Consider the following 13,285-nt stretch of genomic DNA (forward strand, 5'->3'; position numbering starts at 1 on the left):
TTGTCCCTCAGTGCATGTACTTGCCGCCGTCGACCTGGATGGTCGCTCCGCTGATGTAGCCGGCTCCGTCGGAGAGCAGGAAGGCGACCGTGGCTGCGATCTCGTCCGGCTGGCCCACGCGGCCCAGCGGGATGCCGGCCGACATCGATGCCTTGCGTTCATCGGTGAGGCGACCGCCCATGATTTCGGTGTCAATCGGACCGGGGGCCAACACATTCACGGTGATGCCGTACTGCCCGAGCTCCCGGGCACCGCCGTGGGCCATGCCGATCACGGCGGCTTTCGCAGTGGCGTAGACACCCTTGGAGAAGGTTCCACCGCCGTCGAACGCCGTGATGGAGGAGGTGTTGATGATCCGTCCGACGCCCTGCGGGATCATTCGCGCCGCGGCGGCCCTGAGCATCAGGTAGGAACCGGTGACGTTCACCGCCATGACCCGCTCGAACTCTTTGACCTCACACTCGTGCAAGGTGGCCTGCGAGGCGATTCCGGCCAGGTTGACCAGGCCGGCCACCGGCGGCAGCTCGGCGTCGACCCGCGCGAAGAGCTCGTTCACCGAGTCCTCGGAGGCGATGTTGGTCGCAACTGCGACGACCCCGTCATGGCCGGCGTCGCGCAGCTCGGCTTCCACCGCGGCGAGTCCCTCGGCGTTGATGTCGGCCAGCGCGACGTGCCAGCCGTTCTCGGCCAGGATCCTGGCGGTGACCCGGCCGATACCCGCGGGCCCGCCGGCGCCGGTGATGACGGCCGTACGCCGCTCGGGCAGCCGAGGTGGTGCGGTGGTGGATGCGTCAGACGTCATTGGTTGCGCTCCTTGTCGATCCGGTCGGTCAGTCGATGACCGTGGCGAGGACGTCGCGGATGTACGCCCGGTTCTTGGCGATCACCGTGATGGCGTCGCTGCCGTAGTGCTCGCAGAGAAAGGCGCCGCGGAAGCCGACCCCGACAGCCTTGGTGATCGCGGAACGGTAGTTGATCAAGCCGAAGTCCATCGGCACCGGAAAGGTCATCACCTGACCGGTCTGCGGGTCTTCGTCTCGCAGATAGTTCTTCACGTGCCAGTAGTTGGTGTGCGGCAGCAGTTTGTCGAGCATTTCGTCCACCGGCTCCAGCGGTCGGTGCAACCGGACGAAGTTGCCGATGTCGGGGTTCAGGCCACAGGCCTCGTGCCCGACCTCTTCGAGGAACCGGATCGCGCCGTCGGCGGTGCCGACGTAGGTGTCCTCGTACATCTCGAGAGTGATCTGCTGACCGTTGCTCTGCGCATGTTCGGCGAGCTCGCGCATCAACGAGGCCGCGCGGCCGCGCGCCTCCGGGCTCTCGTCGTCGTGCCAACCGTCTTCGAGCCAGAACCACAGCGCCTTCTCCTGGGCGGGTGTGAACGCTTGAAAGAAACCGAAACTCACCATCGGGACGCCGAGTTCGGCAGCGGCGTCGAGCAGCCGGTGACTGTAGGCGAGGTACTCCTCGCCGCGCTCGGGGTCCATCACGCTGCGGCGCGAGGTGGAGATCGCCGGGATGGTCAGGCCGGCGTCCTTGAGCACGCTCTGGAAGTCGGCCAGCCGCTCCGGGCTGAGATCGGCCACCCTGACCCAGGTGTCAGTGGGGTCGACCTCGGTGAACCCTGACCGCGCGACCAGGTTCAGATGCTTGGCCCATTCCTGTGGTTCGGCGTCGTGGATATGCCCGCCGTGCGAGTCAACACTGCCGAACGGCAGCATGGCGGCCGCGATCGGCCAATTGTCGGCGGTGTATTCGATTGTGCTCATTGGCTTTTCGCTCCTGTCGTCTTCGGTGCGGGTCGCCCCTGCGCGGGGACGGGCCCGAGCTCGCGCAACAGCTGGCCGAGTTTGGCGTAGGCGATGTTGCGGTAGGCGATGAGCTCGGCCTGGTCGCCGGCCGGGATCACGAACCCGCCTCCCTGCTTGACCCCGTAGCGGCCGGCGTCGACCAACTCGGTGAGCATGGCGGGCGCGGCCAGCCGCTCGCCGTAGTACTCCTCGAAGGTGCGGAAGCAGGCGCGGTAGACGTCGAGGCCGGCCATGTCGGCGATCGCGAACGGGCCGAAGAACGGCAGCCGGTAGCCGAAGGTGGTGCGCACCACGATGTCGATGTCTTCCGCCGTGGCCACCCCTTCCTCGACGAGGTTGATGGCCTCCTTCAGCAGCACGTACTGCAGCCGGTTCAGCACGAATCCGGCCTTGTCGTTGACCCGGGCGCTGAGCTTGCCGGTCCGCGCGACCGCGGCCTCGGCGGCCTGCACGACGGCCTCGTCGGTGCCGGCGTGCGCGATCAGCTCGACACCGGGGATGAACGGAGCGGGATTGGAGAAGTGAATGCCGAGGAAGCGCTCGGCGTGGGTCAGGCCGGCCGTCAGGTCACCGATCGGGATCGTCGAGGTGTTGCTGCCGATGATCGCCTCCGGCCGGGCGGCGGCCTCGATGTTCTTGAGCACCGCGCATTTGACCTCGGGCTGCTCCAGGACGGCTTCCTCGATCAGGTCCGCCTCGGCGACTGCGTCGGGCAGGGTCTCGGCCGCGCGCAGGTTGGCCCGGATCAGCTCGGCCGAGCCGGCGTCGAAGAGCCCCTGGGTCTCGAAGTCCTCGGCTTCGGCATAGAGCCGATCGAGGTGGCGACGGGTCAGGGCAGGGTCCGCGTCGACGATGACCACATCGAAGCCGGCCATCGCGAATACCTGGGCGATGCCGCCGCCCATGTAGCCGGCGCCGACGATGGCGATTCGTTGGACTCGATCCGTCATGCTGAGCACGACCTCCTTGGTTGCGCGCGGCGCACCGTGGGGCACCTGCTCGCAAGGGCCCGACGTCCGCGGATAGATCTCGGGAGACAGCTCCGCGGGCCCTGCAGGCGCCCACTGGGCAGTACCCGCACCGCTAGTGATCCAAAACACATTCTCTTGCTCGCCGTGACTGTCATCACCGGTGTGATCGAAGATCCTATAGGATCTATGCCACACGTCAAGGGCTGTCAGACGGTCGGTCGGAGGGATGCCGGTGCCGCTGGGTTGCCGAAGTCAGCCGTCGGCCAACGCGCGCCCACGGACGGCCGAAATGTGATCGGCCATCGCGGCAGCGGCGAAGTCGGGATCACCGCGCCGCACGGCGTCGAGGATGGTGGCGTGTTCGGTCACGGCCTGCTCGACATCGATCGTTCCGTGGTTCATGGACTGGCGGAGCCGGTGTACATGCGGAGCCAGACCCTCCGCCATCTCCAGCAGATAACCGTTATGGCAGTTGCGGAGGAAGACGAGGTGGAAATCCCAGTCGACGTTGTAGTACTGGCGCATCGTCGTCCAGTCGAGTCGGCTCGCATCGCGCTCGGCCATCTTGCGCACCCGGACCGCGGCGCTGCGATGCTGGTTGGTGACGATCTCGAGTTCGTCCAGCATCTCGGGAGTAGCCGGCATCGCCCCCCGGATGGCCGCGACTTCGATGAGGGCACGGGCATCGATCAGTTCAGCGATCAGCGCCGGGCTGAGCGGAGGTGAAACGCGGTACCCCCTGAGTGCCGCACGAGTGACCAGACCCGTGTGCTCGAGCGCACCGAGCGCTTCGCGGACCGGTGTGGGTGAAACATCAAGCGCGCGCGCCAGGCCTTCGATGCTCAAGGATTCCCCGGGCAAAACCTGGCCTTCCAACAGCATTTCGAGGATGGCGTCATAGACGCCGTCTCGAAGCACCCGGCGCTGCACGGCCACGCCGCCCGGCGCTGCCGCTCGGGACGTGCTCGGACTGCGGCCGAATTTGGTGGAGTGTTCCCCCGACACCGGGGTTGTCGTCATACTCGGCGATCCTATATGGTGCAGGAAATTTTCTGGGAACAGCCGCGTCGTTGGTCATTTTCTGTCTTTGCCAGCCCGGCCTCGAAAGGTTCACTATGACCGCCCAGCGCCCTCGAAGCCCTGAGCCGCCCTTCCGGGGCGCAGTACCACTGCAGACACTGCTGGCAGATCGACCTCCGGTGCGTGACGTCGGCACCAACGTGGACGAGATCCGCGCCGGCCGTCGTGTCGTGGTGCTCGACGATGACCCCACCGGCACCCAGACCATCGCCGACCTGCCGGTGCTGACCCGGTGGACGGTGGAGGATCTGCGGTGGGCGCTGCAACAGCCCACAACGGGCTTCTTCGTGCTCACCAACACTCGCAGTCTGTCCGAAGCCGATGCCGCCGAGCGCAACTCGCAGGTGGTGGCGGCTCTCGCCGAAGCGGCTCGCCTGGAGGGCGAGGTGCCGTTTGCGATTCTGAGCCGCAGCGACTCCACGATGCGCGGATACTTTCCGCTCGAGACCGATGTGGTGTCCGCCGAACTGGCGAAGCGCGGAACCACGGTAGACGGAGTCGTCATCTGTCCGGCCTATTTCGAACCTGGTCGCGTGACGGTGGATTCCGTGCACTGGATGCGCACCGACGACGGGATGATCCCGGTCGCGCACAGCGAGTTCGCCAAGGATGCCAGCTTCGGATACTTCAATTCCGACTTGCGCGACTGGGTGGAAGAGAAAACCGGCGGCCGGATCTCCCGTTCGGAGGTCGCGACGGTCACCCTCACCGACATCCGCGAGGGCGGCCCGGAGCGCGTCCAGGCGATCTTCAATGGGCTGACCGAGGGCCGGCCGGTGGTGGTCGACGCCGCCGATGACGCCGACTTCCAGGTGGTGGTGCTCGCATTGATCCGCGCCGAGGCAGACGGCAAGACATTCGTCTATCGCAGCGGACCGTCCTTCGTCCGGGCCCGTACCGGTCAGCGCCCCACCCCGGCCATCGACGCCACCCGACTGGCCGAGATCGTGACCCAGGCCAACTCGGACCGCCGCACCGACGGCAGGCCCTCGGTGCGGCACGGGCTCATCGTGGTCGGCTCGCACGTCGGCCTGACCACCCGCCAACTCGACCACCTGCGTGCCGTCGGCCAGATTCTGGAACTGGAACTCGACGTACCCACTCTGCTGGAGCCGCGCACCCGCGATCAGCATGTCACCGAGATCGCCGCCCAAGCGTCGAACTTGTTGCGGGACAATCCTTCCGACGGCGATGTCGTCATTCGGACCAGCCGCACCCTGGTCACCGGTTCGGACGCGACCGACAGCCTGGTGATCGCCCGCACCGTCAGCGCGGCGCTGGTCGGCACGGTCCGCGAGGTCGTCGATCAGGTCCGCCCGTCGTTCGTGGTCGCCAAGGGCGGAATCACATCGTCGGACACCGCGACCGAGGGTCTGGGGATCCGGCGGGCCTGGTGCCGAGGCAATATGCTGCCGGGGATTGTGTCGTTGTGGGAGCCGGTCGCCGGCCCCGCGCAAGGAATTCCGTACATCGTGTTCGCGGGCAACGTCGGTGACGACCATGCCCTGGCTGCGGTCATCAGCACGCTGCGGAGCCGACGCACAGCCACCTGAGGACAACGAGTAAAACCAGCAGAAAGAAGCGCGGCCGGATGACCCGACACAACACAGCACAGATCGCCGTGATCGGCCTTGGCGCAATGGGCCTACCGATGGCCACCCACCTCCTCACCACCTTCGGGGTCACCGGCTTCGAGCCGTACGCGCCGCGCCGCGAACAGGCCGAGCAAGCCGGCCTGCAGGTCGCAACGACACCGGCCGCGGCTTGCCGCGAGGCGGATATCGCGCTGCTCGCGGTGCGCGACCAGGCCCAGGCGGAAGCGGCGTTGTTCGGTCCGGACGGGGTGCTCGCCACCCTGACGCCGGGATCGCCGGTGGTCTTGACCAGCACAGTGGGGCCGGACGCAGCACGCGAACTGGCCGAAAGGCTTGCCGCCCAGGGCTATCCACTCGTCGACGCGCCGATCAGCGGCGGCCCGGTACGGGCGGGCAACGGTGATCTACTCATCGTCGTCGGGGCGGCGGACACCGCCCTGGAGATCGTTCGCCCCGTGCTGGATCATCTATCGTCCACCCTGACCATCGTGGGATCGCGGCCCGGCGACGGCCAGGCGCTCAAGACCATCAACCAACTGCTCGCGGGCGTTCACATTGCGGCGGCGGCAGAAGCCGTCGCCCTGGCTCGCGGACTCGGTCTGGATCCAGCACTGGTCGTCGACGCACTGTCCCAGGGCGCCGCCAGCTCGTTCATGTTCGCTGACCGCGGCCCCAGGATGCTGCAGGCCTACACCGGCGGCGCCGAGGTCAAGTCGAGAATCGACATCTTCGTCAAGGACATGGGGATCGTGACGGCCGTCGGCCGCGCATCCCACGTGCCCCTGCCGCTCGCCGCGGCCGCGCTACAGCTCTACTTGATTGCCGAGGCGGCGGGGCTGGGGGCCCACGACGACTCCAGCGTCGTCACCGTGCTGTCGCCGGGCACCGACAAGGACGCGACCACCTGAGCGTCGGACCCACCCGCCGGTGGTCGTTCGGGGCGGAACTTCCTACCCGCTCGAGTCACATTTGAAACTCCAATCACATGAGTCACAGCGAGCCTCCGCAAAATCTGGTCCGGGGTCGCCTAATCTGCGCACACGATGGCGACTTCACGGATGCTCCGCCGGCGTGCCTTATGCCAGGTAGCCGCACTCGCAATACTTGCTGCGCCCGCACTCGTCGGCGTGCCGGTGGCCGCCGCCGAACCGAACGCCGCGCCCGACGTGAACGCATGCCCGTATCGCGTGTCGACCCCCCCGGCGGTCGATTCCTCCGAGGTACCCCAGGCCGGCGATCCGCCGCAACCGCTGCCCGTGCCCGCCAAGCCACTTGGCGGTGATGCCCTTTCCGGCTGCGGCATCGTCACGGCACCCGGCACCCCACCGGTCCCCGACGACATCTCCGCCGAGGCGTGGCTGGTGGCCGACGTCGACACCGGAGACATCATCGCGGCGCGCGACCCGCACGGCAGGCATCGGCCGGCCAGCATCATCAAGGTGCTGATCGCCATGCAGGCCATCCGCGAGCTTCCGATCCACAAGGTCATCGCGGGCACCCAGGATGACGCCAACGCCGAAGGCACCAAGGTCGGCGTCGGCCCGGACGGCCATTACTCGATCAACGACCTGCTGCACGGCCTGCTCATGCACTCCGGCAACGACGCCGCACACGCGCTCGCCGCGCAACTCGGCGGGATGGACACCGCCGTGCAGAAGATCAACGATCTCGCCCGCAAGCTCGGCGGCCGCGACACCCGGGCCGCGACACCGTCCGGCCTCGACGGACCCGGCATGAGCACGTCGGCCTACGACCTCGGGCTGTTCTACCGATATGCCTGGCAGAACCCGACTTTCGCCGACATCGTCGCCACCCAGAGCTTCGATTTCCCGGGCCGCGGCGACGTCGGTTACCCCGTGGAGAACGACAACCAGCTGCTGTACAACTACCCCGGCGCGCTCGGCGGGAAGACCGGCTATACCGACGACGCCGGCCAGACGTTCGTCGGCGCCGCCAACCACGACGGCCGCCGCCTGGTCGCCGTGCTGCTGCACGGCACCCGTCAGCCGATCGCGCCGTGGGAGCAGGCGGCCCACCTCCTCGACTACGGCTTCGCGACGGCACCAGGCACCAAGGTCGGGGCGCTGATCGAACCCGACCCCTCACTGGTGGCCGCCAAGCCGGACGCGGCGCACAGCCCCGACGCCAGTGTCGCCGCTCCCGGGCTGCCCGACGTCGACGCGATGCCGGTGCGCGTCGGAGTGGGTGTCGTCGGAGCCGTCATCGTGTTCGGGCTGATCATGGCTGCGCGTTCAGTGAACCGGCGGCCGCAGCACTGACATTTTGCCGCCGAGACGGCCGGCGATACAGTCGAGTGGTCAGGTCACCGACACCCGGACGAGGAGCCCCGTACCCGGCCAGCGAAAAGACGGCGCGTTCGGAGGTGCGTGATGGCATGGCTGATTCTTGTCGCGTCAGGTGTTCTCGAGGCCGTGTGGGCCACGGCGCTGAGCCGCTCTGATGGCTTCAGCCGACTGATTCCATCGCTGATATTCGGTGTGGCACTGATAATCTCGATGGCCGGGCTCGCGATCGCGATGCGCAGCCTGCCACCAGGAACCAGCTATGCGGTGTGGGTCGGTATCGGCGCGGTGCTGACGATCGGCTACGCGATGCTGACGGGTCAGGAGACGGCGTCAGTGATCAAAGTCGTACTGATGACCGGCATTGTCGGCTGCATTGTGGGACTGAAGCTCATCAGCTGACCATCGTCGCGGCCTCAGCGGCGCCGCGCCAAGCGTGAAATCCCCAGGGCGCCCAGGGCTCCCACCGCCGTCGCGGCCAGCGTCTGCCGGGTGCTCAGGCCCTCGTCCACCTGAACCCGAGGAGTGATGAGGGCCGTACCGGGCGGCTCGACCGGCGCGGCGGCGAGGTTCTCCGCCGAGGTGGCGGCCCACGCCGTCGCGAACAGGATGAGCCGGGCGGTGATGTACGCGAACACCATCAGGCCGAGGACGGGCCCGAACGTCGCGCCCGCCGGGCCGTGCACCACTGACTGCAGATAGATCGACCCGATTTGCTTGAAGACCTCGAAGCCAACGGCCGCAATCAATCCGGCGCGCACGGAACTGCGGAAGCTGACCGATTCGCGCGGCAGTCGGGCGATGGCCCAGGTGAACAGCAGCCAGGAGATCAACACCGACACCAGAAGGGAGACCACCCGCAGGAGCACGCCGACACCCGGGACATCTTGCAGTCCAAGCCATTCCAGCACGTTTCTCATCAGGTCTGAGCTGCCGAGCGCGGTCAGCGCGATGGTCACGGTGATGGCGAGCAACAGACCGATCATTGCCACCAGATCCGACAGCTTGGTCCGGAGGAAGCCCAGCGGCTCCTGACGTAGCAGACCCCACATCTGGCTCAACGCCTCACGCAGGTTGGCCATCCAGCCCAGACCCGCCCAGGCGGCGGTGGCCAGTCCGATGATGCCGACGGAGGTCCGCGACTCGATCGCCGACTCCATCAGCTTCACCAGCTGCTCACCGAAGTCGCCGGACACCTTCGATTTGATCTGCGCCGCAATATCCGCGAGCAGATCGGGATTGCGGGCCAGCACGAACCCGGCCGCGGCGAAGCCGATCATCAGCAACGGGAAAAGCGCGAAGACAGTGAAATACGTGACGCCCGCGGCGTAGAAGTCGCCCTTGCTGTCCTGGTAGCGTTCCTGAGCCCGCATCGCATGGTCGAACCACGACCAACGCGCCCGCAGTCGGTCGAGGAAGCCCGGTTCGGCCGGCTCTGTCATACCAGCCTCCCCATGTCAACAGGTGCGTTGCTGCAGAAACCCTAACCGGTCGTATACCCGCTTCAGCGTCTTCGCAGACACGTCCCTGGCGCGTTCGGCGCCCGCGGCGAGCACGGCCTCGAGCTCGGCCGGTTCGGCGAGGAACTCGTCGACACGAGCCTTGATCGGCCCCACGAATTCGACCACCGCCTCGGCGGTCTCGGACTTCAGATCGCCGTAGCCGCGGCCGGCGTAACCCTCGACGAGCTTGTCGACGTCGGTGCCGGTCACCGCCGACTGGATCGTGAGCAGATTCGACACGCCCGGCTTGGTCTCCGGATCGAAGCGCACCTCGCGTTCGCTGTCGGTGACGGCCGAGCGAATTTTCTTGGCCGAGGTCTTCGGGTCGTCGAGCAGGCTGATCAGCCCGGCTTCCGTCGCCGCCGACTTGCTCATCTTCGCCGTCGGATCCTGCAGGTCGTAGATCTTGGCGGTGGCCTTCTGGATCAGCACGTCGGGCACCACGAACGTCTCCGGAAAGCGCGCATTGAAGCGCTGCGCGAGGTCGCGGGCCAACTCCAGATGCTGGCGCTGGTCCTCCCCGACCGGCACCAGATCGGTGTCGTAGAGCAGCACGTCGGCGGCCATCAGCACCGGGTAGGTGAACAGCCCCACGGTCGTCGAGTCGGTGCCCTGCTTCAGCGACTTGTCCTTGAACTGCGTCATCCGCGAGGCCTGCCCGAAGCCGGTGAAACAGCCCAGCACCCAGGTCAATTCGGCGTGCGCGGGCACCTGGCTCTGCACGAAGATGGTGCAGCGAGCCGGGTCGATGCCGAGCGCGAGATACTGCGCGGCGGTGACCAGCGTGCGCCGGCGGAGCTGCTCAGGGTCCTGCGGGACGGTGATGGCATGCAGGTCCACGACGCAGAAGTAGGCGTCGAACTCGTCCTGCAGGCCCACCCACTGCTTGATCGCGCCCAATGCGTTGCCCAAGTGCAGCGAGTCCGACGTCGGCTGCACCCCGGAGAAAACAACACGGCTTGATCGGCTGGGAGTACTCATGATCAGTCAATCTTTTCACGCCGCCACCTGACGGATCCGACCAGTCGTACGGGCCGCGTCAGCCGATGGCCTTCGGGGTCTGCTGCTCGTCGCGTTGATCCATCGCCTTGCGCGCGAACACCCAGCGCTCCGTGATCGCCATCTGACCGCGCCCCCGTCCGAGGAAGGTGACGAACCACGAAATGACGGCGACAAGGCGGTTGCGGCCGCCGACAAGGTAGAAGAGGTGCAAGCCCAGCCACGCCAGCCAGGCCAGCAAACCGCCGAACTCGAGCTTGCCCACCTGGCACACCCCGTTGAACCGCGAGATGGTCGCCATACTGCCTTTGTCCAAGTACTTGAACGGCTTGCGCGTCGTCGGGTCCTCGCCCTTGAGGCCGGCCTTGATCTGCTTGGTGGCGTAGGTAGCGCCCTGGATCGCGCCTTGGGCCTGGCCAGGCACGCCGGGCACGCTCATCATGTCGCCGATGACGAAGACGTTGGGATGGCCCTTGACACTCAGGTCTGGCTCGACGATCACGCGACCCGCGCGATCACATTGCGTACCGTCGGACTGCTCGGCGATCTGGCGGCCGAGCGGGCTGGCTTGTACACCGGCGGACCACACCTTGCATGCGGCCTCGATGCGACGTTCAGTGCCGTCCTTCTCCTTGACCGTGAGCCCCATGTAGTCGACGTCGGTCACCATGGTGTTGAGCATGACCTCGACGCCCATTTTCTCCAGCCGATGCTGGGCCTTGAGCCCCAGCTTGGGTCCCATCGGCGGCAACACCGCGGGCGCGGCCTCGAGCAGGATCACCCGGGCTCCGCTCGGGTCGATCGTGCGGAACGCACCCTCCAGAGTGCGGTTGGCAAGCTCGGCGATCTGCCCGACGACCTCCACGCCCGTCGGGCCTGCGCCCACCACGACAAAGGTCAGTCGGCGCTGACGTTCGGCTTGCGACTCCGTCACCTCGGCAGCCTCGAAGGCGCCGAGGATGCGGCCCCGCAACTCGAGGGCGTCGTCGACGGTCTTCATCCCGGGCGCGAACGCCTCGAAATGGTCGTTCCCGAAGTAGGACTGCTGAGCACCGGCGGCGACGATGAGACTGTCGAACGGCGTCACCCGCTGCCAGTCCATCAACTTCGATGTGACGATCTTGTCCTTCAGGTCAATCCCGACGACATCGCCCAGCAACACCTTGGCATTCTTCTGCTTGCGCAGGATCATTCGCGTTGCCGGGGCGATTTCGCCGACCGAAAGAATGCCCGTCGCGACCTGATAGAGCAGCGGCTGGAACAGATGATGCGTCGTCTTCGCGATGACCGTGACGTCGACGTCCGCACGTTTGAGGTGTTTCGCGGCGAACAGTCCACCGAATCCGGACCCGATGATCACCACGCTATGACGCCGGGGGGCGACGCTGGGGACACTCATTGGCTGCACTCCTCCCGAGACTCGCAGACGGACAGACCTTAGCCGTGACGCGCGCGCCGAGGGTCGGGTTGATCCACACTCCACGCGGGTTTCGGGTGACATGGCCCGATACTCGACGGTCACCGGCGCGGGTGTACGTCCGCGGGTGTAGGTCATTGTGTCTCACCGGACGTCAACCGGCCCAGTACGCGGAGAAACGTGCGCCGCTCGTCGGCGCTGAGGTCACCCAGCCAGCGCTCCTCGCCGCGCTGGATCTCGTCCTGAACCGCGTTCTTCACCGCGCGCCCGGCATCGGTGATCGCGAGCAGCCGCACCCGGCGGTCGTCAGGATCGGGCATCCGCTCGATCAGGCCGCGCTGCTGGAGTTCGTCGAGATCGCGGATGATGCGGGTCTTGTCGGCTCCGATCGCCGCGGCGAGCGCGGCCTGGGTGCGCATCGACGACCTGTCGAGGGCCACCAGCACGACGTAGCCCCACATCGTCACGTCGTGGGCCGCGAGGACGGGTTCCTCCGCCGTGATCAGCTCCCGAAGCAGCGGGCCCAGCATCGCCGCGAGGCCGGGGCGTCGTGTTTCCGGGGTCGATCGCGATCGGCTTCCACTTCGTGGACTACGTCGTCCACGGATGGACGTCGCGGCATCGCTCGGTGTCGACTACGAACTGCCGCCGACGTGCTCGCGGCCGCGCTGCCACTGGTGCTCGCGGTGCCCGACGGCGATGTCCGCCTGCTCGAGAACGTCCCGTTCGGCCCCGCGCTCGAACCGGTCGACGGCGCAGGTGACTTCGACCGGATCCTGCGCCATCTGGGCCGTAAGCCGGACTGGGCTCAGCGGTACTCGACGGTCACCGGCGAGTGATCCGACCACCGCAGCGCGTACGCGTCGGCACGTTCCACCCGCGCGCTGACGGCCCGCGCGGCCAGCGGCGGGGTGGCCAGCTGGTAGTCGATCCGCCAGCCCGCGTCGTTGTCGAACGCGCGCCCACGCCAGGACCACCATGAATACGGGCCCGCCACGCCCGGGTGCAGCGCACGCACCACGTCGACCCAACCGGAAGCGAGCAGTTCGGTCAGCCACTGCCGCTCGCTGGGCAGAAAGCCCGATTTCTTGACGTTGCCGCGCCAGTTCTTGATGTCGTTCTCGGTGTGCGCGACGTTCCAGTCGCCGCACACCACAGCATCGCGGCCGGTCTGGCTCAACACGGTCATCCGGTCCGCGAGCGCATTCATGAAGCGCTCCTTCTCCATTTGGCGGTCCGTCCCCGCCTCACCGGTCTGGATGTAGAGGCTGACGACCGTCGCGCCGGCCGTGTCGACCTCGAGATACCGCCCATGAGAACCGAACTCGGGTGACTCCATCAGCTGCGCGGCCACGATCGGATGGCGGGACAGGACCGCGACACCGCTGCGGCCCTTCAGGTGCGGCTGCGCCGACGCGAGTTGCCAGCCCTCGGACAGCGCCGGCGCCAGCGCCGAAGCGAGCTGGTCGTCGTCGGCGCGCGTTTCCTGCAGGCACACCACATCGGCCGTCGTTTCGGCCAGCCACGGCAAGAGCCCGAGGTTGTCGTCGGACCGCCGCTTCGTCGCCGCGCGGATGCCGTTGACATTGATGGTGCTGACGATCAGA

The 13,285-nt window shown here is 67.1% G+C and carries 14 protein-coding genes and 1 riboswitch; of the genes, 5 read left to right on the forward strand and 9 right to left on the reverse strand.

Translation table 11 applies throughout. From position 1 onward, the window contains the following. Positions 1–7 precede the first annotated feature (7 nt). The 4 genes from ACVWWN_RS34405 to ACVWWN_RS34420 form a co-directional block, all read right to left on the reverse strand. A complete protein-coding gene (locus tag ACVWWN_RS34405; protein WP_457147841.1) occupies positions 8–802 on the reverse strand; it encodes an SDR family NAD(P)-dependent oxidoreductase in 795 nt (264 codons plus the stop codon). 28 nt (positions 803–830) lie between these two features. Beyond that, on the reverse strand, positions 831–1,769 hold the full coding sequence (locus tag ACVWWN_RS34410; RefSeq protein WP_457147842.1) for a sugar phosphate isomerase/epimerase family protein: 939 nt from the start codon (positions 1,767–1,769) through the stop codon (positions 831–833). After that, positions 1,766–2,761, reverse strand: a complete 996-nt coding sequence (locus tag ACVWWN_RS34415) for a 3-hydroxyacyl-CoA dehydrogenase family protein (RefSeq protein WP_457147843.1) — start codon at positions 2,759–2,761, stop codon at positions 1,766–1,768. Before ACVWWN_RS34415 ends, ACVWWN_RS34410 begins: the two co-directional genes overlap by 4 nt. 273 nt (positions 2,762–3,034) lie before the next feature. After that, positions 3,035–3,802, reverse strand: a complete 768-nt coding sequence (locus ACVWWN_RS34420; RefSeq protein ID WP_457147844.1) for a GntR family transcriptional regulator — start codon at positions 3,800–3,802, stop codon at positions 3,035–3,037. A gap of 95 nt (positions 3,803–3,897) precedes the next feature. Between ACVWWN_RS34420 and ACVWWN_RS34425 the strand changes: the two genes are divergently transcribed. The 4 genes from ACVWWN_RS34425 (at position 3,898) to ACVWWN_RS34440 (ending at position 8,162) form a co-directional block, all read left to right on the forward strand. Then, complete coding sequence (locus ACVWWN_RS34425; RefSeq protein ID WP_457147845.1) at positions 3,898–5,415, forward strand: four-carbon acid sugar kinase family protein; 1,518 nt, start codon at positions 3,898–3,900, stop codon at positions 5,413–5,415. A 38-nt stretch (positions 5,416–5,453) separates the two neighbouring features. After that, positions 5,454–6,365 (forward strand): NAD(P)-dependent oxidoreductase, encoded by a 912-nt coding sequence (locus ACVWWN_RS34430; protein ID WP_457147846.1) that lies wholly within the window; start codon positions 5,454–5,456, stop codon positions 6,363–6,365. Between the two features lie 135 nt (positions 6,366–6,500). Further along, entirely contained in the window at positions 6,501–7,736 is a 1,236-nt protein-coding gene (locus tag ACVWWN_RS34435) for a D-alanyl-D-alanine carboxypeptidase family protein (RefSeq protein ID WP_457147847.1), read from the forward strand. A gap of 33 nt (positions 7,737–7,769) precedes the next feature. Next, positions 7,770–7,835: riboswitch (guanidine-III (ykkC-III) riboswitch) on the forward strand. 12 nt (positions 7,836–7,847) lie between these two features. Next, positions 7,848–8,162, forward strand: a complete 315-nt coding sequence (locus tag ACVWWN_RS34440; RefSeq protein WP_457147848.1) for a DMT family transporter — start codon at positions 7,848–7,850, stop codon at positions 8,160–8,162. 14 nt (positions 8,163–8,176) lie between these two features. On the opposite strand, the gene yhjD is transcribed toward ACVWWN_RS34440, so the two are convergent. From yhjD to ACVWWN_RS34460, 4 genes are all read right to left on the reverse strand, one after another. Beyond that, a complete protein-coding gene (gene yhjD, locus ACVWWN_RS34445; protein ID WP_457147849.1) occupies positions 8,177–9,202 on the reverse strand; it encodes an inner membrane protein YhjD in 1,026 nt (341 codons plus the stop codon). 15 nt (positions 9,203–9,217) lie between these two features. Beyond that, a complete protein-coding gene (trpS, locus tag ACVWWN_RS34450) occupies positions 9,218–10,243 on the reverse strand; it encodes a tryptophan--tRNA ligase (protein ID WP_457147850.1) in 1,026 nt (341 codons plus the stop codon). 58 nt (positions 10,244–10,301) lie between these two features. Further along, a complete protein-coding gene (locus ACVWWN_RS34455) occupies positions 10,302–11,660 on the reverse strand; it encodes an NAD(P)/FAD-dependent oxidoreductase (RefSeq protein WP_457147851.1) in 1,359 nt (452 codons plus the stop codon). Between the two features lie 152 nt (positions 11,661–11,812). After that, the gene (locus ACVWWN_RS34460) at positions 11,813–12,208 is read right to left on the reverse strand and encodes a MarR family winged helix-turn-helix transcriptional regulator (RefSeq protein WP_457147852.1); all 396 of its coding nucleotides are present in this window, start codon (positions 12,206–12,208) and stop codon (positions 11,813–11,815) included. 123 nt (positions 12,209–12,331) lie between these two features. Here ACVWWN_RS34460 and ACVWWN_RS34465 point away from each other — a divergent pair, with 123 nt between their 5' ends. After that, a complete protein-coding gene (locus ACVWWN_RS34465) occupies positions 12,332–12,517 on the forward strand; it encodes a hypothetical protein (RefSeq protein WP_457147853.1) in 186 nt (61 codons plus the stop codon). Here the strand turns inward: ACVWWN_RS34465 and ACVWWN_RS34470 are convergent. Then, positions 12,487–13,284 (reverse strand): exodeoxyribonuclease III, encoded by a 798-nt coding sequence (locus ACVWWN_RS34470; protein WP_457149390.1) that lies wholly within the window; start codon positions 13,282–13,284, stop codon positions 12,487–12,489. The two genes, ACVWWN_RS34465 and ACVWWN_RS34470, sit on opposite strands and share 31 nt — an antisense overlap. Position 13,285 lies beyond the last annotated feature (1 nt).

The organism is Mycobacterium sp. URHB0021, from assembly GCF_054057895.1.